We start from the raw sequence: 24,433 nt of genomic DNA on the forward strand, positions 1-24,433 counted from the left end.
CCTCGAGTCGGCAGCCTACTCATAGACTATTGCGTTGTAGTGAAAGTCACAGCACACGGGAAATGAATGTACACCTGTGCACTGAAATTGTTATTCCTGTCCCGCTCGAGGCGTGTCCGGGTGCTTAAGACTGCCGCACTTTCGCCTTTCACGCCAGTCGCAGATAGTCCAACGCCCCGTATTTACCCTACCCAGCGTTGGAGAGTCTGCTGCAAGTCAATTCGCTTGAAGGGTTTGGCCAAGTAATCGTTCATGCCTGCCGCCAGGCAGGCTTCCCGGTCGCCCTGCAATGCATTGGCTGTCAGGGCGATGATGGGCACCTCGGTACAGCCCGGCAATTGGCGGATCTGCCGGGTGGCTTCGTAGCCATCGATGACCGGCAGCCGGCAGTCCATCAGGATCGCTTCGAAAATCAGGCTCTCGGCGCTGCGTACGGCCTGGGCGCCATCGGTGGCGACGCTGACCTTGAAACCCAGGCTGCGCAGCATGGCTTCGATCACCGTTTGGTTCACCGGGTTGTCTTCTACCAGCAGGACATTGCGGCCTTCTCCATCACGGCTTCCGCCAGGCAGGCGTGGAGGCAACGGCGGTGGGGCCAGGCGCGACAGGGCCAGGGGGATCTCCAGGGTAAACACCGAGCCCTGGCCTTCCTCGCTCTGGGCGCGCAGCGTGCCGCCCATGCGTTCGGCCAGGGTGCGCGCGATCGGCAAGCCCAGGCCCGTGCCGCCGTAGCGCCGGGAAATCGAACTGTCGGCCTGCTGGAACGCGTCGAACATCCGCTCCAGGCTCTCGGCCGGGATACCGATGCCGCTGTCACGTACCGTGCAGGTGAACCAGAGTAGTTCGTGGTCCAGGGCTTGCCATTGGCATTGCACGGTAACGCGGCCCTGGTCGGTGAACTTCAGCGCGTTGCCGATCAGGTTCACCAGGATCTGCCGGATCCGCGTCGGGTCGCCTTGTACCTGCAGCGGCTTCAGGTCGTCGGGGATAAGTAGGTCCAGGCCCAGCTTGCGTTGCGCGGCGCTGTGTTGGAACGACTGGGCGCAACTGCCCACCAGCTCCGCCAGGTTGAACGCAATGTGTTCCAACTCCAGTGCGGAGCGTTCGATACGCGAGAAATCGAGGATGTCGTTGATCACCTTCAACAGGTGCTCGGTGGACTCCGAGGCCAGCGCGGTGTACTCGTGCTGCTCGTCGGTCATGTGGGTGGTTTCCAGCAGTTGCAGCATGCCCAGCACGCCGTTCATCGGCGTGCGCAGCTCATGGCTCATCATCGCCAGGAATTCGGACTTGGCGCTGTTGGCCTTTTCCGCTTCTTCCCGGGTCTTGATCAACTGGGCCATGGCCTGGTGCTGTTCACGGCTGGCCTGCTCGAGGCCGTCGGCGAGGTTGTTGATGTGCCGCGACAATGCCCCCAGTTCGCCGTCGTCGACGATCGGCAGCGGGGCGTTGTAGTCGCCTTGCTGGATCGCCTTGACCGCGTTGCCGATGTCGCGGATCGGCCGTGACAGGTCGGCCGCCAGGCGCCGCGCCACCAGGAACGTGAACAGCAGGGCGAACAACGCCAGGATCGCGGCCTTGAGCAGGATTTCCTGCTGACGCTGGCTGAAGGCGTCGCTGGACATGCCGACGATCACCCGGCCCAGGTAATCCTCGCCGGGCGTTTCGGTGGTCGGATTATTGCCTTGCAGGAAGTCATTGTTCAGGGCAATGCGCTGCAGGCGAACCGGGGCCTGGAACACTTCCACCTGTTGTGAATGGTTGCGGGCCTGGGCCGGTTGCTCGACGTACACCAGGACTCGCTCCGTGCGGTCCTGGACCTCGAGGAAACGCACATGGGGCGTGGCCAGGGTCGCGGTGAGCAGGCTTTCCAGCACTTCGTTGTTGCCGGAAATGACCCCGTATTCCGCTGCCGGCGCCAGTTGGTTGGCGATCAGTTGCCCGGTGTGGTTGAGTTCCTGGCGCAAGTCCTGGATCCGCACGAAGGTGAAGAAGCCGATCAGCAACACGGTCAACAACAAGGCCGGGCCGAGGGCGATGAGCTGGGTGCGGGTGTGGATATCCCAACGACGACGCAAGGTCATGGGCGGTGTTCTCCTTCTGCCAACTGCGCAGCGACGGATTCGGCATCGATCGGTTCGATCCCCAGGGAACGGGCGACCTGTTGATTGCTCAGGACTTTGAAGCGGGGCGGGTACAGGGTGCGCGGCCAGGTGGTGGCGGGGCGGTCGAGCAGATCATCGAGAATCGCCAGCCAGTCTTCCTGGTCGCTGTAGGTGCTGGCCAGGCTGCCCGCCTTGACGAAGGCCGGGCTCGGGCCGATCAGCGCGCGTTGCCGGGCATAACTGCTGAGCAGTAGGTTCTTCACCGTCTTGGGGTTGTACAGATCGGGATCATCCAGGCCCAGCAAGACATCGCTCTGGCCCAGCAGGTTCTGTAACGGGCGGCTGTCGCTGCTGTCGTCCCAGCGCTCGCCGACAATTTCCAGGCCCAGGGCAAGCGCCGCCTGATGAGCATCCTTGAGCAGGAACTCGCTGTGCTTGTCGAACAATATGCCGACCCGTCGCACTTGCGGCAGGATCTGGCGAATCAGGCGCAATTGCCGCGCCATCGGCGGATCGCTCCAGAGCAGGCTCAGGTGCTCGGGCGTTGCATCGCCCAGGCGATCGCGGGCTTGCTGGCGACTGATCCGTAGCACCAGGGTCGCCGGTCCGCGGATCTTTTGCAGCCGCCAGTCAAGGCTCGGCAAATCCAGCAGCACCAGGCGCAGGTCGCCCGGTAGCTGGTCCGGCGTCGGCAGACTGGCCACTGGGGCAAACCGTACACGGTCATAGGGACGTCGGGCCTGCAGGGCCTGGGTAAACGACTGCACACCGGGACTGTCCTGGGCGCCGGTCAGCAGGATCTCCGCAGCGCGGGCGTCGATGACGCTCAGCAGACTGGCAAAAGCCACCCACAGCAGCAGCGACAGGCGGCCACGGGATGGCGTCTTGTGTGGTTGGCGCCGAGACATCTAGAAGGACAACTCTGCGCTGAAATACAGGACGTGACGGGAGTCGTAGCGATTATCGACGTAGGTGGTCGGTTGATCGTCGAGGCGCTGTTGCATCACCCCCGCCAGCTCCAGGCTGGCCTTGCCCAAGGGGATTCGCCGGGCGAGGCGGGTGTCGACCCGCTCGTAGCGATAACCATTGAGGGCATCGGCGGCGTAATAGAAGACCGCGCTGTTCCAACCCTGGCCCCAATCGCGCAGCCAGCCGGCGGAACCACTGTTGCGGGCGGTCAGTTGTTCGTCGAGGGGGTTGCTCGCCAGAGCATCGACGTAGGCGTAAGTCAGGCGCAGCCGATCGGCAAGGGTCACGCGCCAGTCCAATTGGGTCTCGGCACCGGTGAATTGCGATTCGTTGCTGTTGCTGGCGATGTATTGGTTGTTGCGCAGCGGCTCGCTGATCATGCCGGTGATTTCGTCATGGAACAGCTTCACATCCATCGTCAGGCCAAGGTCCATGAAATAGCCGTTGTAACCCAGCTCTCGGGAGCGCATGTGCTCTTGATCCAGGTTCCCCGGGCCGCGCGTGCGTACGAAATAGCGTGCACTGTCCTGGCCGAACGCGGACGGCTGCAGGTTGGAGACTTGATAGCTCCAATTGACGTTGTTCTCGAACATGTCCGGCGAACGCACCGCCTCGGAATACACCGCCCGCAGGCCATGTCGCGGGGTGATCAGGTAGTTCACCGCCATCCGCGGTGTCAGCGAACTGCCGGTCAGGCGCGTGTCCTCGAACATCGCGCCGCCCTGCAGCAGCCAGTGTTCGCTGGCTCGCCATTCGAGCTGGCCGAACAAACGGTAGGTGGTGTCGTCCAGGGTACCGTTGAAGTAGGTCTCCGAGTCGGCCCGGTCGTAGCGATAATTCGCCCCGGTGACCAGCCGCAGGCTGTCGGACAGGCTGAGGGTGTCTTGGATCTCCAGGTCATAGCGCGACTCCCGGGCGCTTTGGTCGATGTCGCCGCACAGTGCCTGGGAAGCGCCGTTGCGCCACTGATCGAGCACCTGATTGGCCAGTGCCTGTTCCTGTGCGGTACCGGGCGGCGCGCCCGAGCCGAGGAAGCTCGGAATGTTGCGGGCCAGCTTCTCGGCGTAGTTGGGGTTGAGCTGCCAGAGGTCGGTCAATTGCGGGCTGAAGGACACCTCGGCATCACAGGCGCGCCAGGTTTGCTGGCGATCCCAATGCTGGATCGAGCCTTGTACATAGAGGCTGTGATTGGGGTTCAGGTCCAGGTTCCAGCGCAGCGAACCGGCGTAATCCTTGGCGATGACGTCAGAATTATCCCCAGCCGCTGTAATCCCGGCGAACACAGGGCGATAGGTGTAGGGCCGCTGATTGGTCCCGTCCTTGGCGTTCAATTGCCAATCGATGCTCTGGGATTCGTCCAGGATTTGGCTGACGGACAGGTTGAAGCGGTCCAGTCGCCGGCTGTCGCGGTAATCGGCACCGTTGCGGTCGCTGTCGAAACCGTCGTCTTCCTGGCCGGACAGCGAGAGTCGGAAATCGCCGTTTTCCCAACCACTGCCCTGGCTGGCGTACCAGTCGCCGATCCCTCGCTGGCCCCGGGTGATCTTCAGTCGGGTGCCGTGGCTGTCGGCCGGGGCGCGGGTAATGATGTTGACCACCGCCATCAGCGCGTTGGCACCGTAGCTGACGGTGTTCGGGCCCCGGAAGACTTCGATTCGGTCGATGTCTTCCATGGCGACCGGAATATCGCTCCAGTCCACTGTCGCCAGGCCGGCGCGATACACCGAACGGCCATCGATCAGCACCTGCATGCGCCGCGCTTCGCTGGCGTTGGTCCCGTGGTAATTGACGGTGGCCTGGTTGCCGCTGAGATTGCCGACCATCATGCCCGGCACCAGGCGCAACAGTTCGCTGATGTCCCGGGCGCCGCTGGCCTTGATCAATTCACGATCGAGCACGGTCATGCTGCCCGGCACTGCGGCCGGCGACTGTTTCAGGCGCGTGGCGGTCAACACCTGGGGCACGGCCTGGCTGTCCACGAACAAGTCGTCGGCCACTACCGGCGGACTGATGATCAGCGCCAATAGCAGTGAAGAACCTGGACGGGAGGGGCCAACGAACACGGCACAGCCTTGGATAATGGAAGGATGGCAGGCATGTTAACCGAGCCGAACGACTTTTCCATTCACGTTGACAGCATTTTCCTAGGAATTGATGGTCAGCTTCCTACAGCTATGGGTAATTACTGACGGGGCTGGTCGCGGTCCGGCTGCTCCGTATAATGCCCCGCATTGCCACTTGGTACGGAAGAGCGGATTGCATATGACTGAACAGCGCCCGATTGCGGTCCTGGGAGGCGGGAGTTTCGGCACTGCCGTGGCTAACCTGCTGGCGGAAAACGGCCACGCGGTGCGCCAATGGATGCGTGACCCCGAACAGGCCGAGGCCATCCGGGTCAACCGGGAGAATCCGCGTTACCTCAAGGGCATCAAGGTCCGGCCTGAAGTGGAGCCGGTCACTGACTTGCAGGCCACACTCGAAGGCAGCGACCTGTTCTTCGTGGCCTTGCCTTCCAGCGCCTTGCGCTCGGTATTGGCGCCCCATGCCGAACGCTTGAGCGGCAAACTGCTGGTGAGCCTGACCAAAGGTATCGAGGCGCAAACCTTCAAGCTGATGAGCGAGATCCTCGAAGACATCGCCCCCAAGGCGCGAATCGGCGTGATCTCCGGGCCGAACCTGGCGCGCGAGATTGCCGAGCATGCGCTGACCGCCACCGTGGTCGCCAGCGAAGATGAAGAGTTGTGCCAACGGGTCCAGGCCGCGTTGCATGGCCGCACTTTCCGCGTCTATGCCAGCGCGGATCGTTTCGGCGTGGAGCTGGGCGGGGCGCTGAAGAATGTCTACGCGATCATCGCCGGCATGGCGGTCGCCTTGGGCATGGGCGAGAACACCAAGAGCATGCTGATCACCCGGGCGCTGGCGGAAATGACCCGATTCGCCGTCAGCCAGGGCGCCAATCCGATGACTTTCCTCGGGCTGGCCGGGGTGGGCGACCTGATCGTTACCTGCTCTTCGCCCAAGAGCCGCAACTACCAGGTCGGCTTCGCCCTCGGCCAAGGCCTGAGCCTGGACGAGGCCGTGTCGCGCCTGGGTGAAGTGGCGGAAGGGGTCAACACCCTCAAGGTGCTCAAGGCCAAGTCCCAGGAGGCCGGCGTGTACATGCCGCTGGTCGCCGGTCTGCATGCGATCCTGTTCGAAGGGCGCACGCTGGAACAGGTGATCGAACTGTTGATGCGTGGCGAACCCAAGACCGACGTCGATTTTATTTCCACCAGCGGTTTCAACTGATTCCCTTTGACCGCAAGCAGGAGCGAACCATGAACGATCCGAAAGGGCAGCCTCAATACGAATCCATCCTGCTGCGCGTGCTGTGGATGGTGATTTACCTGCTGGTCTGGCAGGTGGCGCAATTCATCCTCGGCGCCGTGGTGCTGGTGCAGTTGATCTACCGGCTGATCTACGGCGCGCCCAGCGCCAGCCTGATGAATTTTGGCGACAGCCTGAGCCAGTTCCTCGCGCAGATCGGCCGTTTTGGCACCTTTCACAGTGACCAGAAGCCTTGGCCATTCGCCGACTGGCCGACCCCACGCACGCCGGAAGGCGAAGCGCCCCACACCGTGGCGCCGGCACCGCACCCGGTCCGGGACGAGGAGCCGAAGCTATGAAACTGTGGGTATTGCGTCATGGCGAGGCCGAGCCCCACGGAGCCCGTCCCGATCCGGAGCGGGTGTTGACGATTCATGGGCGCGAGGAAGTGCTGCTCAGCGCCGGTCGATTGATAGGCGAGCCGTTGCGGGCCATTTATGCCAGCCCTTACGTGCGCGCCCAGCAGACCGCGCAACTGGTACGCGAGGCCCTCGGATTCGAGCCTGAGTTGATCACCGTGAACTGGTTGACGCCGGAGACGCGTCCGGCTGAAGTGTTGAAACACCTGGACGATCAGGGCAACGTTCTGCTGGTCAGCCATAACCCATTGGTGGGCAGCCTGCTGGGCTTTTTGCAGCACGGTCACTTGCAGCAACCGGAACAGGTTTCGACGGCTGGCTTGGCCGAGCTGGAAGGTGATCTGCCGCTGGCCGGTGCGATGAAGCTCAAGAGCCTCAAGCATCCCTGAAACGAACGGTCCCAAGGCAAAATAAAAATCACAAGGAACGGCAACGATGAGTCTGTGGCGCACCACCCCGAATATTGAACAACTGAACGCCGCTGGTAAAAACACCATCAGCGAAGTGCTGGACATTCGTTTCGAGTCCTTCGACGACGAGTCCCTGACTGCGAGCATGGTTGTTGATCACCGCACCCACCAGCCGTTCGGCCTGCTGCACGGCGGCGCGTCGGTGGTGCTGGCCGAAACGGTCGGCTCCATGGCCGCCTACCTGTGCGTGGACACCAGCAAGTTCTACTGCGTGGGCCTGGAGATCAACGCCAACCATTTGCGGGGCGTACGCAGCGGACGGGTCACGGCCACGGCCCGCTCGGTTCACCTGGGGCGCACCACCCAGGTCTGGGACATCCGGTTGGTCAACGATGACGGCAAGGTCAACTGCGTATCGCGCCTGACCATGGCGGTGGTGCCGTTGGGTGAGCAGCCGCCGGCGCGTTGATGCCTGCGGGGTGGAGCAGTCCATTGTGGCGAGGGAGCTTGCTCCCGCTGGGGCGCGAAGCGGCCCTCGGTCTCGTGACTCGATCAGCCGGGCACACCGTGTTGCCCATCTTCGGGCCTGCTGCGCAGCCCACCGGGAGCAAGCTCCCTCGCCACGGGGCAGTGGGCACGAGCCCATATCCCAACCCCGACTGTCATCATTCCTGTCAGTTACGGTCATTGCCGCGCCGCCGGGTTCTGCGCAGAATCGATCGCAGTTCTCGCAATGGATCGGCCCAACATGTCGCAACAGGTGTTTTTCGCTCACGCCAATGGTTTCCCCTCGGCCACGTACGGCAAGCTGTTCGCCGCACTGGCGCCGCAGTACCAGGTCGCGCATCTGGAATTGCACGGGCACGACCCGCGCTTCCCCGTCGATGACAACTGGAACAACCTGGTGGACGAGCTGATTCATCATCTGGAGCAGCAACCGGAACCGGTCTGGGGAGTGGGGCATTCCTTGGGGGGCGTGCTGCATCTGCACGCGGCGTTGCGCAGCCCTTGGTTGTATCGGGGCGTGGTCATGCTCGATTCTCCGGTGCTGACCCGTGTGGATCGCTGGCTGATCCTGGCCGCCAAGCGCCTGGGCTTCATCGATCGCCTGACGCCGGCGGGGCGAACCCTGGGGCGGCGGGAGGAGTTCAGCGACCTGGAATCGGCGCGGACTTATTTTGCTGGCAAGACGCTGTTTCGCGGTTTCGACCCAGAGTGCTTCGAAGCGTACCTGCAACATGGCTTGCAGCCGGTCGGCGATCGGTTGCGACTGCGCTTCGACCCGGCCACGGAAATCAGCATCTACCGAGGTGTGCCGCACACCAGCCCCGGAAGGGCTCGAAAACTCGAAATCCCGCTGGCCGTGGTGCGGGGGCGGCAGAGTCGGGTGGTGATGCGTCATCACGCCCGGTCGGTGGGACGCATGCCCTTCGGCGAGTCGCTGAGCATGCCGGGCGGCCACATGTTTCCTCTGGAGCGCCCACTGGACACCGCCAATCTGCTCAAGGACCTCTTCCAGCGCTGGGAAGGACGCCGCCCATGAGCGTCGTTGAAGAAGTCCGCCTGAGCCTGCCCCATATCGAACTGGCGGCTCATCTGTTTGGCCCGGAAGACGGCCGACCGGTGATCGCCTTGCATGGCTGGCTGGACAACGCCAACAGTTTCGCCCGACTGGCGCCCCGGTTGCAGGGCGTGCGGGTGATCGCCCTGGACATGGCCGGCCACGGTCATTCCGGGCATCGTCCGCCTGGCGCCGGCTATGCCCTGTGGGACTATGCCCACGATGTGCTGCAAGTGGCCGAGCAACTGGGATTGAAGCGTTTTGCCCTGCTGGGCCATTCCATGGGGGCCATTGTCTCGCTGGTGCTGGCCGGGTCGTTGCCGGAACGTATCACGCACCTGGGCCTGATCGATGGTGTGATCCCTCCTACGGCGAAAGGCGATAATGCGGCGGAGCGCATGGGCATGGCCTTACAGGCGCAGTTGGAGTTGCAGCAAAAACGCAAACCCGTCTATAAAACCCTCGACCGGGCCATCGAAGCTCGCATGAAGGGTCTGGTGGCGGTCAGTCGCGAGGCCGCCGAGTTGCTGGCCCAGCGCGGCTTGATGCCGGTGCCGGGAGGCTACACCTGGCGCACCGACAATCGCCTGACCTTGCCCTCACCGCTGCGCCTGACCGACGAACAGGCCATGGCCTTCGTGGCGCGGATCGCTTGTCCTGCTCATCTGGTGGTGGCGTCGGACGGTATGCTGGCCCACCACCCCGAATTGCTGGAACGTCTACCCTTCAGTCATGAACAGTTGCCCGGCGGCCATCATTTGCACCTGAACGATGAGTCCGGGGCGGCGCTTGTAGCAGACTGTTTCAATCGGTTCTTCAGCGTTTCTTGACTTGCGCCGGGCAAGTGTCGAGGCTGGGCGGGTTGAAAGGGAGCCAACCATGACTGATATCCGTCCACTCGCCTTGCTGCGCATTGACGAACGCCTTTGCGTCGCGCGGATCCAGGCGAAGCCGATCCAATGAAATCATCCGTCCACTCATTCGTCCTGCTGACGCTGGCCTGTTTCGCGCCGGCAGTGCTGGCCGCCGATGTGCCTGGTAGCCAGGACCTGGAGCGTGTGCCACGCATGCCCGACGCGCAAATCGTCGACTATCGGCAAACCAGCGACCTGGAGCGGATCTACCCCATGGGTTCGATCCGCAAGATCAGCGGCCAGTTGCGTTTCGACGGACAAATCGATGCCCGGGGCAACGCCACCTCGGTGACCTACGAGCTGCCGCCCGAGCATTCCGCCACACAGGCCTTTACCGCTGCCCGCGAAGCGCTGCAGAAACAGGGCGCCGAGCTGCTGTTCTGGTGCCAGGCCCGCGACTGCGGCGAAAGCAGCCTGTGGGCCAACGAAGTGTTCGGCAATGCCAAGCTCTACGGCGCCGACAACGGCCAGGCCTATCTGCTGCTGCGCCTGGCGCCGCCAACGGACAACATGCTCATCGCGCTGTATGCCATCACCCGTGGCAATCGCAAGGCCTACCTGCACGTCGAGCAGTTCGAAGCCAATGCGCCGCTGGGCGATGTCTTGCCGACCTCGGCGACCCTGCTGCGCCAGCTCAAGGACACCGGCGTGCTGGACCTGCCGCGCCTGGCCGGTGAACCGGACGATACCTGGCTGCGCCTGCTGTCCCGGGCGTTGAACCTGGACACTGGGCTGCGAGTCAGCATCGCCGGGCCGCAAGCCGAGGCGTGGCGTCAGGGCTTGATCGGCCAGGGTGTGCGCGCCGCTCGAATGGAGGCGGCCAGCGCTGAGGCGGCGGGCCTGCATCTTGAATTGCTGCGATAAGCTGTTGCGGGGGCGGCGCTTGAATTGGTTACCCCCGTATCTTTCATTTTCCGAGATCTTTCATGCTCAATAACGATCGGCTATTGGTGCAGATCCTGCTCCTGGTGTTGTTCGGTGCAAGCCTCTGGGTGATGGCTCCGTTCTGGTCGGCGCTGTTCTGGGGCGCGGTGCTGGCGTTTGCCAGTTGGCCACTGATGCGCCTGCTGACCCGTTGGGTCAACGGGCGCGAATCCCTGGCGGCGGCCTTGCTGACGGTGGGCTGGATGTTGCTGGTGGCGGTGCCGCTGGTATGGCTGGGATTCAACCTGGCCGATCATGTGCGCGACGCCACGGCGTTCATCCGGGATGCACAGGTCGACGGCTTGCCCGAGGCGCCCGACTGGCTGGCCGGCGTGCCATTGGTGGGCGGGCGCCTGGTCGGTATCTGGAACAGCATCGACCAGCAGGGCGCGGCGATGATGGTGTCCATCAAGCCGTACCTGGGGCAGGTCGGCAACTGGTTGCTGGCCCGCAGCGCCCAGATCGGCGGCGGCATCCTCGAACTGACCCTGAGCATCGTATTCGTCTTCTTTTTCTATCGTGACGGCCCGCGGCTGGCCGCGTTTGTCCAAGGGCTGCTGGAACGACTGATCGGCGACCGTGCCGGTTATTACGTCGAGCTGGTGGCCGGGACGGTGCAGCGGGTGGTCAATGGCGTGATCGGGACCGCGGCGGCCCAGGCGGTGCTGGCGTTGATCGGCTTCCTGATCGCCGGGGTCCCCGGAGCGCTGGTGCTGGGTATCGTCACCTTCCTGCTCAGCCTGATCCCGATGGGCCCGCCACTGGCCTGGATCCCCGCCACGGCGTGGCTGGTCTGGAAAGGTGAATACGGGATGGCAGTGTTCCTGGGCATTTGGGGCACCTTCATCATCAGCGGCGTGGACAACGTGCTCAAGCCCTATCTGATCAGCCGTGGCGGAAACCTGCCGCTGGTGATCGTGCTGTTGGGGGTGTTCGGCGGGTTGATTGCGTTCGGCTTCATCGGGCTGTTCATCGGCCCGACATTATTGGCAGTGGCGTACAGCTTGCTGACGGATTGGAGCAAGAGCCAGGCGCGATAATTGAAAGCCGTGCACTCGTGTTTCGAGTACCTGTGGCGAGGGAGCTTGCTCCCTCGCCACAGGGGAAATCGGTGGGGCTTAGTGGCGAGGCAAGCTGATCACCGCCGTCAATCCACCCCCCGGCGTTTCTTCCAGGCTCAAGTGCCCGCCCAGGCGCTCGGCGGCCTCCCTGGCGATGGTCATGCCCAGGCCGACGCCACCGGAGTTACGGTTGCGCGAGCCCTCCAGGCGAAAGAATGGCTCGAATACCGCTTCGCGTTTGTCCGCCGCGATGCCGGGGCCATGGTCAATCACCCGGATCAGCAATTGATCCTGTTGATCTTCCAGGACAATCGACGCGTCGCCCGCGTAGCGCAGGGCGTTGTCGATGAGGTTGTTAAGGCACGAACGCAGGGCCATCGGTTGCACCTGCATAGGCCCACAGGTGCCGCTGGCCTGCACGTTGGCGCCCTGGTCCTGGGCGTTTTCGCTCAATGACTCCACCAGGGCCTGCACGTCCATCCACTGCAACGCCTCGCTGGTGCGTTGTTCGTGCAGATAAGTCAGTGTCGCGTCGAGCATGCCGATCATATCGTCCAGGTCCTGGCGCATCTGATCCTGCAACCGGGTGTCGTTGATCTGCTCCAGGCGCAGCTTGAGCCGCGACAGCGGGGTGCGCAGATCATGGGATACAGCCCCCAGCATGCGCGAGCGCTGCTGCACCTGCTCGCGGATCCGTCGTTGCATCAGGTTGAAGGTATGGGCGGCCTGGCGGGCCTCACGCGGACCGTTTTCCTCCAGTGGCGAACTATCGAGGTCCTCGCTCAGCCGTTCGGCGGCGTCGCTCAGGCGTTGGATCGGCCAGGTCAACAGCTTGGCGCCGTACCAGGCGGCGACAATCAGGAACACGAACTGAAACGTCAGCGGTACCACGGGGCCGCCGAACCAGGGGCGTTGGCCCGGTGGCGGGCCGGAGCGCGGGGGACCTGCGGCTTGATGGGAGAACGCCGGGGGCGGCCCAGGAGGTGGCTTGTCGTAATGAAAGAACCAGGCAAAGGCCAACAGATGCGCCAGGATGATCGCCAGCAGCAGCACGCCGAACAGGCGGCCGAACAGGGAATCGAAGCGCAGGCGCATCAGCCGATATCCCGCGCGTCGAACAGGTAGCCTTCACCGCGCACGGTCTTGATCAATTGCGGGGCCTTCGGATCGTCACCCAGTTTCTGGCGCAAGCGCGAGACCAAAAGGTCGATGCTGCGGTCGAAGGCCTCGATGGAACGACCGCGCGCGGCGTCCAGCAATTGTTCACGGCTGAGCACACGGCGCGGTCGCTCGATGAACACCCACAGCAGGCGGAATTCGGCGTTGGACAGGGGCACTACCAATCCAGTGGGGGAGACCAGCTGGCGCAGCACGCTGTTGAGTCGCCAGTTATCGAAGCGAATGTTGGCGCGCTGCTCGCTGCGGTCATCGCGCACGCGGCGCAGGATGGTCTGGATTCGCGCCACCAATTCCCTGGGTTCGAAGGGCTTGGCCATGTAGTCATCGGCGCCCAGTTCCAGGCCGATGATGCGGTCGGTGGGCTCGCAGCGGGCCGTCAGCATCAGGATGGGGATATCCGACTCGGCCCGCAGCCAGCGGCACAATTGCAGACCGTCTTCGCCTGGCAACATCAGGTCCAGCACGACCACGTCGAAATGCTCGGCCTGCATCGCCTGGCGCATGGCCGCGCCATCGGTCACGCCACTGGCGCGAATGCCGAAGCGGGCGAGGTAGTCGATCAGCAACTCGCGGATCGGTACGTCGTCATCGACGATCAGGGCGCGGGTGGTCCAGCGCCGATCATCGTCAGGCACTTTCTGATCGCCAGCATTTGCAAGGGGGGTGTTCTGCATGGGTGCGTCATCTGCCAGTTGGGCTGCCAACCGCATGGAGGGCGGCGAGGGCGTGGTTTGAGCATAAGCTTCGGACGGTGGGCCGTGAAGCGCTGGAATAACCGGTTGCGGCGGCGCAGGGTAGCGTCCTGCCGTATTGTGCGCGTGTCATGAATGTATCGGCTGCGACACAAACGGGAGCAGGGCGATTGATGATTTACCGATCATCGGGTCCCGCAAGGGCGCTGGTTCCGCTACAATGCGCGCCGATTTCGACTTGCCTGAGAGCCCGCTCATGTCCGCCTGCCAGACGCCTATCATCGTCGCCCTGGATTTCCCTACCCGTGACGCCGCCCTGAAGCTGGCCGACCAGTTGGACCCCAAGCTGTGCCGGGTCAAAGTCGGCAAGGAACTGTTCACCAGTTGCGCTTCGGAAATTGTCGGGACCCTGCGCGACAAGGGGTTCGAAGTGTTCCTGGACCTTAAATTCCATGACATCCCCAACACCACCGCCATGGCCGTCAAGGCGGCTGCGGAGATGGGCGTGTGGATGGTCAACGTGCATTGTTCCGGCGGCCTGCGCATGATGGCGGCCTGCCGTGAAGTGCTGGACCAGCGCAGCGGCCCGAAACCGCTGCTGATCGGCGTGACCGTGCTGACCAGCATGGAGCGCGAGGATCTGGCGGGGATTGGCCTGGACATCGAGCCTCAGGAGCAAGTGCTGCGTCTGGCGGCGCTGGCACAAAAGGCTGGCCTGGACGGCTTGGTCTGCTCGGCGCTGGAAGCCAGTGCCCTGAAAGCGGCGCACCCATCGCTGCAACTGGTGACACCGGGGATTCGTCCGGCGGGCAGCGCCCAGGACGACCAGCGGCGCATCCTGACTCCGCGCCAGGCGCTGGACGCGGGCTCCGATTACCTGGTAATCGGCCGTCCGATCAGCCAGGCTGCCGACCCGGCCAAGGCGTTGGCAGCGGTCGTGGCCGAACTGGCCTGACCGAGACGCTGTAAAACGTGTGGGAGCGAGCTTGCTCGCGATAGCGGTATCTCAGTCGATTCAAACGTGACTGATGAACCGCCATCGCGAGCAAGCTCGCTCCCACAGTCGTTTTATGTCAGGCCGTGGCATCAGCACTCACAGTGATGTGTGTCAGACCTTGAGCACGAGCTTCCCGAAATTCTCCCCACTGAATAATTTGGTCAGCGTCTCGGGGAACGTCTCCAGCCCTTCGACAATATCTTCCTTGCTCTTGAGCTGCCCCTTTGCCATCCACCCGGCCATTTCCTGCCCGGCGGCGGCGAACTGCGAGGCGTAGTCCATGACCACGAAACCTTCCATGCGCGCGCGGTTGACCAGCAGCGACAGGTAGTTGGCCGGGCCCTTCACCGCTTCCTTGTTGTTGTATTGGCTGATGGCGCCGCAGATCACCACGCGGGCCTTGAGATTCAGGCGGCTGAGCACGGCATCGAGGATATCGCCGCCGACGTTGTCGAAATACACGTCCACGCCTTTGGGGCACTCGCGCTTGAGACCGGCATGGACGTCTTCATGCTTGTAGTCGATGGCCCCGTCGAAGCCCAGCTCCTCGACCAGGAACTTGCATTTGTCGGCACCACCGGCGATGCCGACCACGCGGCAGCCCTTGAGCTTGGCAATCTGCCCGGCAATGCTGCCCACGGCACCGGCGGCGCCTGAAAGCACGACGGTTTCGCCAGCCTTGGGCGCGCCGACATCCAACAGGGCGAAATAAGCGGTCATGCCGGTCATGCCCAGTGCTGATAAATAACGTGGCAGCGGCGCCAGTTTTGGATCGACCTTGTAGAAACCTCGTGGCTCGCCGAGGAAATAATCCTGCACGCCCAGGGCGCCATTGACGTAGTCCCCCACCGCAAACCCCGGGTTATTCGACGCAATCACCTGACCGACGCCCAATGCCCGCATCACTTCGCCGATACCGACCGGTGGGATGTAGGACTTGCCTTCGTTCATCCAGCCGCGCATCGCCGGGTCGAGGGACAGGTACTCGTTCTTGACCAGGATCTGGCCCGCCGCCGGTTCGCCAACCGGGACTTGTTGATACGTGAACGTCTCGCGGGTCGCGGCACCCACCGGGCGTTTGGCGAGCAGGAATTGGCGGTTGGTCTGGGCGGTCATGACAGGCACTCAAGATGAATGAAGCCTTGTTGATAGACCTTCGACGCGCTTACCGCAAGGTTTGCCGATCCAGCGAATGCAGGTTGATCCAAGCCAGTGATGGTGTGGTGGGTGGTGTTATCACGGGCGTTCATGCAGCGCCAACCGGCCACTGGATAGTGCTGCCGTACCGTTGCGGTCGGTGGCTATAGTGCGGCGGTCAGTAATTCTTCGAGGCAGTGACAATGAGCATGACGTTTTCCGGGGAAGTTGCCGTGGTGACGGGCGGCGCGGCGGGTATTGGCCGCGCCACGGCCCAGGCGTTCGCGGCGCAGGGGCTCAAGGTCGTCGTTGCCGACCTGGACGTGGCGGGCGGCGAGGGGACGGTCCAGTCTATTCGCGACGTCGGTGGCGACGCCGTATTCGTGCGCTGCAACGTGACGCTCGACGGTGACGTGCAAAACCTGATGAATGAAGTGATCAACACCTTCGGGCGCCTCGACTACGCCTTCAACAACGCCGGCATCGAGATAGAGAAGGGCAAGCTGCCGGACGGCACCCTTGATGAGTTCGACGCGATCATGGGGGTCAACGTCAAAGGGGTCTGGCTGTGCATGAAGTACCAGTTGCCATTGCTACTGGCCCAGGGCGGCGGTGCCATCGTCAACACGGCCTCGGTGGCGGGGCTTGGGGCGGCACCGAAGATGAGCATCTACGCAGCGTCCAAGCATGCGGTGATTGGCCTGACAAAGTCGGCGGCCATTGAATATGCCAAGAAGAAAATCCGCGTCAACGCAGTGTGTCCGGCGGTGATCGACACCGATATGTTCCGTCGGGCCTATGAAGCGGACCCGAAAAAAGCCGATTTCGCCAACGCAATGCACCCGGTTGGGCGTATCGGCAAGGTTGAGGAGATCGCCAGCGCGGTGCTGTATCTGTGCAGCGATGGCGCGGCGTTTACCACCGGGCATTCGTTGGCGGTGGACGGCGGCGTTACGGCGTTCTGACGGAAGCGGCTGCGATATTTTGTAGGACGAAGCCCGCATTGACTGCGGGCTTTTCCTTCCGTCTGTGAAGGTTCCCTTGCTTGAGCCATCAATGTATTTCAAGGGATGAGAATGGGGCGTTTTTACAGGGTTGTCATACATCGTCCGGCATCGGCCTGTGCTTAACTGTTTGCGGATTCAAAACAATGCTTAGGAGCTTGATTACTCATGGAGTTGAGAATCGACCGGCAGGCCCTTGTGCCTGTCGTGCAGCAAATCGTCGATGCGCTGGTCAGTTGGGTTCGACAGGATACGGTGCAACCGGGGACGCGCCTGCCATCGGTCCGGCAGTTGGCGCGGGAAAACCTGCTTAGCCAGGCCAGTGTCCACGAAGCGTGTCAGCGCCTGGTCGCCCAGGGTTTGCTGGCGTCTCGTAACGGTTCGAGCTTTTTCGTCACCGCCGCTCTTCCACCCAGGCACGAGTCCGCCGGAAGCGGCGGGCTGCAAGGCGCCCTTTTCGATTCCGACGCGGTAGAAGGTTCGCAGCGGGAGCTGAAGCTGGGCTGTGGCGGGCTGCCCGAAAGTTGGCGAGAAAGCGATGACCTGGGGTACGCGATACGGCAGGTTAGCCGAACCGACATGGCGGGTCTGTTCAACTACAGTACCGCCCTCGGCTTGCCGGCACTGCGTCAGCAACTGTCCAGGCGGCTTAAGCAGTTCGATATCGAGGCTGATGAAAACCGGATACTGACCACCTCGGGGGCGACCCATGGACTGGACTTGATCGTGCGGACACTATTGCCGCCGGGATGCTGCGTCGTGGTGGAGAGCCCCGGTTATTCGAAACTGTTCGACCTGCTCAGGCTGCACGGGATTGACATGGTCGAACTGCCCAGGACGCCACGGGGGCCTGACGTCGATGCTCTCCAGTGTTTGCTGATGACTCATCGCCCCTGTGCTCTTTTCGTCAACAGTGCCTGCCATAACCCAACCGGCAGCAACCTGGCTCCGACCGTGGCCCAGCGGTTGATGGAGCTGGCGAAAGAGCATGCATTGCTCGTCATCGAAGACGATGTCTATGCGGATTTCCAGAGTCCAACACGAGCCCGGCTGGCGGCGCTGGACGACGAAGTGATTTATTTGGGCAGTTTCTCGAAAACCCTGAGCAGCTCGCTGCGAGTCGGTTTCGTGGTGGCGTCACCGCCCATCATCGCGCGCCTGAGCGAAGTCAAGGAAGTGACCAGCATGGGCGCCTCGCGCTTCTGTGAATCGGTGTTGGCCAATCTCCTGGCCAATGGTGCCTACCGCAAACTGGTCCAGCGTCAGCGCCAGCGTCTGAATAGTGACATGACGGTGACGCTGCAGGCGTTGGAGGATGCCGACTGGAGCGTTTTCGGTAAGCCGACCGGCGGGCTTTTCATCTGGGCACGTCCACCGTTACGTGACTATGCTGGGTTGCAGCGCCTGGCAGAGCGGTGCGGCATCCGACTGTCGTCGCGCACCGCATTCAGCCCTCTGGGCCTGGACACTGACTGGCTGAGGATCAACGTGGCCTACGCCAGGGATCCCAAGGCCCTGGCGTTCTTCCGCGCTACGGCTCTGGATCGACCTCAAGTGTCCTGAAAACGACGCGGCTGTAGCTTTTTGCCATTATTCCGACGCCAGCATCTTGTGTTGCGGGGCGTCTCGTTGCGAATCTGCAATCAACACACACTGGCAGAGGACTGGGCGCAATGATTTCGGCCGTGCAAGGACGTTTTGCCAACCTCGGTATGGCAAAGAAACTGGGTATCGGGTTTGTCCTGGTGCTGCTGCTCACCGCAGTGGTGGCGGCCATAGGCGTCTGGTCGCTGCAGACCATCAGTTATCGCTTCGATGGCTTGAAGCAGATGTCGTCCCTCAACAGCGGGCTGCTCAAGGTTCGCCTGCTAGAGCAGGAATACGCCTCGCGTTCCGACCCCAAGACAGCCGATGCGTTGCGTCAAGGCGTCGATGGGTTGATTGCGTTGGCGAACGAACTCAAAGGCCAGTCGGCGGCCAATGTGCCGGTGATGAATGACGTTGATCTGGCCCTGGCGGCTTACCGCAAGGCATTTGATGAATTCGTCGAACTGAGCCAGAGCAAGGACCTGGCGCTGGAGATGGCCAGTTGGTCGGTTTCCAGTGTCGCCAACAACCTGGACGTGTTGCAGGCCGGGCTAGCGGATGACGGCGCCTATACCTTGAAGGACTCCGAGGGCAAGGAGGGGGCTGAATTCATCGAGCAGGCCAACCAGGTCAGCGAAGTGTCGCGACTCATGCTGCAGTCGATGAACGAGGCACGGGTTCGCCTGGACCAGAGTCGCAAGGGCAATGACGAGGCTGCCGGGCAAGGCAATATCGAACAGGCCGAGCAGGCCATGAAACTGGCTGAAGCGCTCAAGAGCGCCGTCAAGGATCCCGGCTACCAGACCGTGCTCAACGAAGTGGCCGGGCATATTGGTGGATTCAACCAGCAACTGGCCGAATACACCGGCCTTTTGGCCAAGGAAAAGATCGTCTACCAACAATTGCACGAGCGCGCCGACCAGGTCGTGGCGCGGGTTGACCAGGCGTACACCTCCGAAGACGCCGCCATGCAGGCGGAGTTGAAGAAAAACTCGTTGATGATCATCGGCTCGTCGGCCCTGGCCCTGCTGGTGGGACTGGTTGCAGCCTGGGTCATCACCCGGTTGATCGTCTCGCCGTTGCGCAGTGTCATCCGCGTCGCCCAGCAAATTGCCGCCGGGGACCTGAGCGCGAAAGTCGACGTGACACGTCGGGACGAGATTGGGCAACTGATGCTCGCGATGCAGCAGATGGGGGCGGGCTTGAGCAGCATCGTCAGCGGTTTGCAGGCTGGCATCGAGCAGCTTGCCAGTTCGGCCCAGTCACTCTCGTCCGTGACCGAGCAAACCAACCTGGAAGTCAGCAGCCAGAAAGAGGAAACCGAGCAGGTTGCCACGGCAATGAACCAGATGACCGCTACGGTGCACGACGTGGCCCGCAATGCCGAAGAGGCGGCGCAAGCGGCCCAGACAGCCGATGACAAGGTCGAAACGGGTCAACAAGTGGTGCGCCAGAGCATGGTGCGCATCGAGCAACTGGCCGACTCGGCCACATCGGCCAGCACCAGCATCGAAAGCCTGAGCGCCGAAATACAGAACATCGGCACGGTCTTGAGCGTGATCAAGAGCGTGGCCGAGCAAACCAACCTGCTAGCCCTCAATGCCGCGATCGAGGCGGCTCGGGCAGGTGAGCAGGGCAGGGGATTTGCAGTAGTGGCCGATGAAGTCCGCGCCTTGGCGAGACGCACGCAACAGTCCACCGAAGAAATCGAGCGACTGGTGAGCGCGCTGCGTTCAGCGGCCCAGACCTCCGTACAGCAAATCCAGGCCAGTGGCGAACTGGTGAAAATGGCCGTCAGCGATGCGCTGCAGACCGAAAGCGCACTGGGCAGCATCGCGGCGGCCGTGTCGTTGATCCAACAGATGAACCAGCAAATCGCAGCGGCCGCCGAACAACAGAGCTCAGTGGCTGAAGAAATCAACCGCAGCGTCACCAGCATCCGCGCCAGCGCCGATCAATCGTCCGTGGCCATGCAAGGCAACGCCGCGTCCAGCATTGAATTGGCGCAGTTGGGCGTTGAGTTGAAAGGAATGGTGGGGCATTTCAGGTTGTGAATGGGGGCTGCTGCCGCTATCGCGAGCAAGCTCGCCCACATTGGAGGAAGAGTGTTCAGAGATCCATGTGGGAGCGAGCCTGCTCGCGAAGAGGCCAGTACACCCAGCCTCTTCATCGACTGCTATAGCGCCTTCGCGAGCAGGCTCGCTCCCACAGGAGATGCGCGATGCGCCACCGGAACCAGGTCGGCCCGGAAGCTCTTCAAAAGTGAGCCGCTGTAAGAGCGGAACCGCCAGTTGCCGTTACCGAAGAAACGGCTATGCGCCCAAACCCAACTCAGTCGTAAACCTTCTTCTTCTTCCACTCATCGTTCGCTTCGTCTTCCTTCAACCCTTCAGTCAACTGGTTCACCTCACCCTCCACAGGCTGAGTGCTGGCCAGGACCTGGGCATTGGCCCGAGCCAGAAGCTTCTCGAGATAGGCCAACTGCTCGGCATAGACCTGCGGCTCCTGCTGCTTGCGCAAATATTGCACGCCACGCTCGAACGCCAGGCGAGCCTGCCCAGGCTGTTCCTGCTGCAAGGCCTGCTGGCCGAGGTTGTTGAAAAACTCGATGTGCAGCAACACCAGGAGATGCCGCACTTCGCGAATCCAGCGCTTGGCCTCGTTAGGCGGCAGGAACCCGTCCTGGGCGGCGCGGGTGATCTGGCCGTGCAAGGCCTCGAGCAGGAACCGCACATCCTTGGCCTTGGCTTCGGTCTGGATCGGTGCCGGCGGGTTGTTGACCGGAATCGACTCACCCTGGGCGGCCAGCGCAGACAGTTCGTCCAGGCGTGCCTTGACCGCGGCGTTGGACTTGTCGAGATTGAGCAAGCGCTGGCAGACGTTGAGCTCAAGGCGTGTCATCAGCAACTTCAGGGCCGGGGTCATCAACTGGCCAGGGAAGGTTTCGGTGAGCTCGCCACAACGACGCAGGCGGTCGTTGAGTTCAACCTTGGTGCGGGCCTTTTCCAGCTTGTTGTTTTCCACCACATGGTTCATGTAGCCAATGGCGATCAACAGTGCGATCCCGGCTACGACGAGCAGGGTGATCATGAGTGGTGTCACCGGTAAGACCTCTTTATTGGGGTACGCATGTCATGAGTGTAGTGGCTTGGCTTTTATGCGCATAGTTCCACGCCGTGCGATTAGACGGGCGTCATGCTGTTTATGGGCGTGCAACACCATGGATGCACATTGCCACTATTTGCCCGCCGAGACTATAACGTCTTGGCGGGCGACAGAATATAGACGCCAAGGACCGGACGGGTAAAATCCGCAGATCCCCCCAAATCGGGCGAAGTCATTGATTTAAATAAATTTATATCTGGGGGTTGACGACCCACCAATCCATCCATAGAATGCGCGCCACTTACAGCGTAAAGCACTCAGCCAAACGCGATAAGCAGTGAATGTTGTACGTGTGTCCCCTTCGTCTAGTGGCCTAGGACACCGCCCTTTCACGGCGGTAACAGGGGTTCGAGTCCCCTAGGGGACGCCAATGCGGGAATAGCTCAGTTGGTAGAGCACGACCTTGCCAAGGTCGGGGTCGCGAGTTCGAGTCTCGTTTCCCGCTCCAATTTTAAACAGCGTTGCTTTCGGGCAGGGCTGAGTGAAGCCAGAGCCGACATCTTCGGATGCGGATTTGGGCACTGGAATACACACCATGTGTTTCAGTTAGTGTGTCCCCTTCGTCTAGTGGCCTAGGACACCGCCCTTTCACGGCGGTAACAGGGGTTCGAGTCCCCTAGGGGACGCCATTTGCGGGAATAGCTCAGTTGGTAGAGCACGACCTTGCCAAGGTCGGGGTCGCGAGTTCGAGTCTCGTTTCCCGCTCCAAATTCAAGAAAACGCCGCTCATTCGAGCGGCTTTTTTTTATGCGCGTTAAAAATGCTTTAGCCCTCCAGACTGTGCACCAGGCTTTCCAGCGCCTCCTCATCGGCAGGCGGCGGAGCAAGGCTCGAGCAGCGCACCTGGTACGCAAGCCGGTACTCGCTGGGCGTACAGTTGGCGTACTGCTTGAAGGCGCGGGCGAAATACGACGGATCCTTGAAGCCGGCCTCGTAGCCGATGCTGGTGATAGGCATCTGGCTGTTATCGAGCAAGTCCTTGGCAAAGCTCATGCGCTTGTTCAATACGTAATCGGTAAAGCCCAGCCCGTTGGCCTCCTTGAACACCCGGCTGAAGCGAAACGTGGTCATGCCGCAGCGCTTGGCGAGGTCGCGCTGGTCGATGCTGTCGCGAAAATGCTGGTCGATGTACAGCATGATGTGGCTGAGGGCCTGGTGTTTCTGATGCCCGGAGGTCAGTCGGATGCTGTCCGGCAGGGTCGGGGAGTGATCGATCTGCGAGGTCGAGCCACGGCTGCCGGCCTGGCGGCGCAACTCGCACAACTGCGTCACTGCGGTCAGGTAACGCTTGCGCTCGGTGGTTGCAAGGGGGAGCACCATGTATTCCCAGACGCTCGAACGCATGGCCCAGACGGCCAGTTCCTCGGAGTGCTGCACGGTGAACATGGTGATGGGGATGGCCGGGACGGTGCGCTTGATGTCCAGCAGCCTCCTCAAGCCCTGGGTGTCCGGGCGATCGAAATGGATGCAGATCATGTCGGCCTGCACGCCACTGAGCAGCAAGGCATTTTTCGCCACGGCGCAGTCGCACGCTTGCTCGAACTGGCTGATGAGTTCCTGGGTGGAATGATCATGAGTCAGATCAAACCATAACAGCTTTGGCTTGCCAGTCAGATTCGACGCCATAGGACGACTACTCGGTGGTTCTTCCTGCCCGTTAGCTAGCAGTATTGCCAATGTGCTATCAGTTTGCCGAATTAATTTTCATAAGCCGTTCATCCTTTAGTGCAGGGTCTCTGAAGGCGCCGTACCTGCGATCCAAAAACACGGGGGAATTGTCAGCCTGGACAATTTCGCGGCTGGCGCAAAAAAATCCTAGCGATGTGCAAAATCCTCCTAACGACAATACCGGCCTCCTGACTAGGGTTGCATCAGGCAGTTCGCAATGTACTGCCTCTTTGAAAACAACCCCGATGAGGTGTGCGAAATGACTCTTCAAACTATCAAGGCTTCGGTACTGAAGTTCGCCAAAGATGAAGACGGCCTGACCATTGTGGAATACGCCGTTGCCGGTGGGTTGATCACCGTGGCCGTGGCCGCGATGTTCGTTTTGCTGGGCGGCGCCGTGAACACCCGGATTACCGCACTGTGCGCCGCCGTCAAGGGCGCTGCCTGCTGACAACCGCTAGGGGTGAGGCCCATCGAGGCGCCGGTTTCAGCTTTATTCGATAAAGCTGTGCAGTACCTGCTTAGTGGGCTTCGCGTTGTTTTCCGCAAGTCGTTTTATTACCGCTGAAGTGAGGTAAATAAGATGAAACTTCAAACAGTCAGAACTTCGATAGCCAAGTTCTTAAATGATGAAGACGGCCTGACCATTGTGGAATACGCGGTGGCCGGTGGACTGGTAACGGTGGCGGTTGCCGCGATGTTCGTTCTCTTGGGCGGTGAGGTGAACACTCGAATCACTGCCCTTTGTGCCGCGGTTAAAGGCGCTGCCTGCTAACCATAACCACCCTTAGGGAGACGCATCATGTCCATGGAATTGCTGATGTCGACGGTACTGCTGCTAGGACTGCTGGGCGTGGCGGTGGTGAGCGATTTGCGTCGCCACCGCATCCCCAACACGCTGGTCCTGTTGGGCCTGGCCCTGGGATTGGCCAGCCAGGTGTATACCGGCGGGATCGGCGGGCTGGGCGACGGCCTTCTGGGCATGCTGATCTGTTTTGCGCTGTTCCTGCCCATGTACGCCGTCGGTGGCATGGCCGCTGGTGATGTCAAGCTGATGACCATGGTCGGCAGCTTCCTGCCCTTTCATTTCGCACTGTGGGCGGCGCTGTTCAGCCTGATTGCTGGCGGCGTGTGCGGTTTCCTGATTGTCCTGGCCCGCGGCCAGTTGCTCCAGACCTTGCAGCGCTACTGGTTGAGCGTCCGCGCCCAGGCTTATCTGGCGCCGGCGTCGGATGAAGTGGCCGGCAAACCCTTTCCTTATTCGATTGCGATCCTGATCGGCACTTTGAACAGCGTTTACTGGCAGTTGGTTGCCGGTGGCTGGGGAGTCTAGTC

At 61.9% G+C, this 24,433-nt stretch carries 23 protein-coding genes, 4 tRNA genes and 1 pseudogene; 20 read left to right on the forward strand and 8 right to left on the reverse strand.

The window, feature by feature from the left end; translation table 11 throughout:
- Positions 1-182: 182 nt before the first annotated feature.
- From KSS97_RS08700 to KSS97_RS08710, 3 genes are read right to left on the reverse strand one after another with little or no spacing between them, the layout of a single operon-like run.
- Positions 183-2,084, reverse strand: a complete 1,902-nt coding sequence (locus KSS97_RS08700; protein ID WP_030138345.1) for an ATP-binding protein — start codon at positions 2,082-2,084, stop codon at positions 183-185.
- Positions 2,081-3,013, reverse strand: a complete 933-nt coding sequence (locus KSS97_RS08705; RefSeq protein ID WP_198798375.1) for an ABC transporter substrate-binding protein — start codon at positions 3,011-3,013, stop codon at positions 2,081-2,083. The genes KSS97_RS08700 and KSS97_RS08705 overlap by 4 nt, the downstream gene beginning before the upstream one ends.
- The gene (locus KSS97_RS08710; RefSeq protein WP_217861464.1) at positions 3,014-5,137 is read right to left on the reverse strand and encodes a TonB-dependent receptor plug domain-containing protein; all 2,124 of its coding nucleotides are present in this window, start codon (positions 5,135-5,137) and stop codon (positions 3,014-3,016) included. It lies immediately after the preceding gene.
- A 199-nt stretch (positions 5,138-5,336) separates the two neighbouring features.
- Between KSS97_RS08710 and KSS97_RS08715 the strand changes: the two genes are divergently transcribed.
- From KSS97_RS08715 to KSS97_RS08750, 8 genes are all read left to right on the forward strand, one after another.
- On the forward strand, positions 5,337-6,362 hold the full coding sequence (locus KSS97_RS08715) for an NAD(P)H-dependent glycerol-3-phosphate dehydrogenase (RefSeq protein WP_030138348.1): 1,026 nt from the start codon (positions 5,337-5,339) through the stop codon (positions 6,360-6,362).
- A gap of 29 nt (positions 6,363-6,391) precedes the next feature.
- Complete coding sequence (locus tag KSS97_RS08720) at positions 6,392-6,739, forward strand: DUF4389 domain-containing protein (protein ID WP_030138349.1); 348 nt, start codon at positions 6,392-6,394, stop codon at positions 6,737-6,739.
- On the forward strand, positions 6,736-7,188 hold the full coding sequence (gene sixA / locus KSS97_RS08725) for a phosphohistidine phosphatase SixA (RefSeq protein WP_217861465.1): 453 nt from the start codon (positions 6,736-6,738) through the stop codon (positions 7,186-7,188). The genes KSS97_RS08720 and sixA overlap by 4 nt, the downstream gene beginning before the upstream one ends.
- A 46-nt stretch (positions 7,189-7,234) precedes the next feature.
- A complete protein-coding gene (locus KSS97_RS08730) occupies positions 7,235-7,678 on the forward strand; it encodes a hotdog fold thioesterase (protein ID WP_198798373.1) in 444 nt (147 codons plus the stop codon).
- 279 nt (positions 7,679-7,957) lie between these two features.
- Positions 7,958-8,752 (forward strand): alpha/beta fold hydrolase, encoded by a 795-nt coding sequence (locus KSS97_RS08735; RefSeq protein WP_030138352.1) that lies wholly within the window; start codon positions 7,958-7,960, stop codon positions 8,750-8,752.
- Positions 8,749-9,600 (forward strand): alpha/beta hydrolase, encoded by an 852-nt coding sequence (locus tag KSS97_RS08740; protein WP_030138353.1) that lies wholly within the window; start codon positions 8,749-8,751, stop codon positions 9,598-9,600. The genes KSS97_RS08735 and KSS97_RS08740 overlap by 4 nt, the downstream gene beginning before the upstream one ends.
- A 129-nt stretch (positions 9,601-9,729) precedes the next feature.
- Positions 9,730-10,548, forward strand: coding sequence for a DUF4892 domain-containing protein (locus KSS97_RS08745; protein ID WP_217861466.1), 819 nt, complete (start codon positions 9,730-9,732; stop codon positions 10,546-10,548).
- 62 nt (positions 10,549-10,610) lie between these two features.
- Entirely contained in the window at positions 10,611-11,648 is a 1,038-nt protein-coding gene (locus tag KSS97_RS08750) for an AI-2E family transporter (protein ID WP_181289851.1), read from the forward strand.
- A gap of 78 nt (positions 11,649-11,726) precedes the next feature.
- On the opposite strand, the gene KSS97_RS08755 is transcribed toward KSS97_RS08750, so the two are convergent.
- A complete protein-coding gene (locus KSS97_RS08755) occupies positions 11,727-12,764 on the reverse strand; it encodes a sensor histidine kinase (protein WP_217861467.1) in 1,038 nt (345 codons plus the stop codon).
- Entirely contained in the window at positions 12,764-13,522 is a 759-nt protein-coding gene (locus KSS97_RS08760; protein ID WP_217861468.1) for a response regulator, read from the reverse strand. Before KSS97_RS08760 ends, KSS97_RS08755 begins: the two co-directional genes overlap by 1 nt.
- 274 nt (positions 13,523-13,796) lie before the next feature.
- On the opposite strand from KSS97_RS08760, the gene pyrF reads away from it, so the two are divergent.
- The gene (pyrF, locus tag KSS97_RS08765; RefSeq protein ID WP_160893102.1) at positions 13,797-14,495 is read left to right on the forward strand and encodes an orotidine-5'-phosphate decarboxylase; all 699 of its coding nucleotides are present in this window, start codon (positions 13,797-13,799) and stop codon (positions 14,493-14,495) included.
- Between the two features lie 153 nt (positions 14,496-14,648).
- Here pyrF and KSS97_RS08770 read toward each other — a convergent pair whose 3' ends face one another.
- Positions 14,649-15,653, reverse strand: coding sequence for an NADP-dependent oxidoreductase (locus tag KSS97_RS08770; RefSeq protein WP_198798370.1), 1,005 nt, complete (start codon positions 15,651-15,653; stop codon positions 14,649-14,651).
- Between the two features lie 224 nt (positions 15,654-15,877).
- On the opposite strand from KSS97_RS08770, the gene KSS97_RS08775 reads away from it, so the two are divergent.
- From KSS97_RS08775 to KSS97_RS28715, 4 genes and pseudogenes are all read left to right on the forward strand, one after another.
- Positions 15,878-16,639 carry an SDR family oxidoreductase gene (locus tag KSS97_RS08775; protein ID WP_217861469.1) on the forward strand — a complete coding sequence of 254 codons (762 nt, stop codon included), beginning with the start codon at positions 15,878-15,880 and terminating at the stop codon, positions 16,637-16,639.
- Positions 16,640-16,846: 207 nt separating this feature from the next.
- Positions 16,847-18,241: an aminotransferase-like domain-containing protein gene (locus KSS97_RS08780; RefSeq protein WP_030138362.1), complete on the forward strand. Its 1,395-nt coding sequence runs from the start codon at positions 16,847-16,849 to the stop codon at positions 18,239-18,241.
- Between the two features lie 1,022 nt (positions 18,242-19,263).
- Positions 19,264-19,458: pseudogene (locus tag KSS97_RS28710) on the forward strand (HAMP domain-containing protein); the annotation flags it as partial.
- Positions 19,456-20,319, forward strand: a complete 864-nt coding sequence (locus KSS97_RS28715; RefSeq protein ID WP_407683877.1) for a methyl-accepting chemotaxis protein — start codon at positions 19,456-19,458, stop codon at positions 20,317-20,319. The pseudogene KSS97_RS28710 and the gene KSS97_RS28715, both read left to right, overlap by 3 nt.
- Before the next feature lie 277 nt (positions 20,320-20,596).
- Here KSS97_RS28715 and KSS97_RS08790 read toward each other — a convergent pair whose 3' ends face one another.
- Positions 20,597-21,355 (reverse strand): hypothetical protein, encoded by a 759-nt coding sequence (locus KSS97_RS08790; protein ID WP_030138365.1) that lies wholly within the window; start codon positions 21,353-21,355, stop codon positions 20,597-20,599.
- Positions 21,356-21,724: 369 nt separating this feature from the next.
- Here KSS97_RS08790 and KSS97_RS08795 point away from each other — a divergent pair.
- The 4 genes from KSS97_RS08795 (at position 21,725) to KSS97_RS08810 (ending at position 22,138) form a co-directional block, all read left to right on the forward strand.
- A tRNA-Glu gene (locus KSS97_RS08795) sits at positions 21,725-21,800 on the forward strand.
- Between the two features lie 2 nt (positions 21,801-21,802).
- A tRNA-Gly gene (locus KSS97_RS08800) sits at positions 21,803-21,878 on the forward strand.
- A gap of 105 nt (positions 21,879-21,983) precedes the next feature.
- Positions 21,984-22,059, forward strand: a tRNA-Glu gene (locus KSS97_RS08805).
- A gap of 3 nt (positions 22,060-22,062) precedes the next feature.
- Positions 22,063-22,138, forward strand: a tRNA-Gly gene (locus KSS97_RS08810).
- A gap of 57 nt (positions 22,139-22,195) precedes the next feature.
- Here the strand turns inward: KSS97_RS08810 and KSS97_RS08815 are convergent.
- Positions 22,196-23,056: a response regulator transcription factor gene (locus KSS97_RS08815; RefSeq protein WP_030138366.1), complete on the reverse strand. Its 861-nt coding sequence runs from the start codon at positions 23,054-23,056 to the stop codon at positions 22,196-22,198.
- Positions 23,057-23,357: 301 nt separating this feature from the next.
- Between KSS97_RS08815 and KSS97_RS08820 the strand changes: the two genes are divergently transcribed.
- The 3 genes from KSS97_RS08820 (at position 23,358) to KSS97_RS08830 (ending at position 24,431) form a co-directional block, all read left to right on the forward strand.
- Positions 23,358-23,549: a Flp family type IVb pilin gene (locus KSS97_RS08820; RefSeq protein WP_030138367.1), complete on the forward strand. Its 192-nt coding sequence runs from the start codon at positions 23,358-23,360 to the stop codon at positions 23,547-23,549.
- A gap of 132 nt (positions 23,550-23,681) precedes the next feature.
- Positions 23,682-23,873 (forward strand): Flp family type IVb pilin, encoded by a 192-nt coding sequence (locus tag KSS97_RS08825; RefSeq protein ID WP_030138368.1) that lies wholly within the window; start codon positions 23,682-23,684, stop codon positions 23,871-23,873.
- A 27-nt stretch (positions 23,874-23,900) separates the two neighbouring features.
- Positions 23,901-24,431: an A24 family peptidase gene (locus KSS97_RS08830; RefSeq protein WP_030138369.1), complete on the forward strand. Its 531-nt coding sequence runs from the start codon at positions 23,901-23,903 to the stop codon at positions 24,429-24,431.
- The last annotated feature ends 2 nt before the right edge of the window (positions 24,432-24,433 follow it).

It is taken from the genome of Pseudomonas alvandae, assembly GCF_019141525.1.
GTDB classification, from domain to species: domain Bacteria; phylum Pseudomonadota; class Gammaproteobacteria; order Pseudomonadales; family Pseudomonadaceae; genus Aquipseudomonas; species Aquipseudomonas alvandae.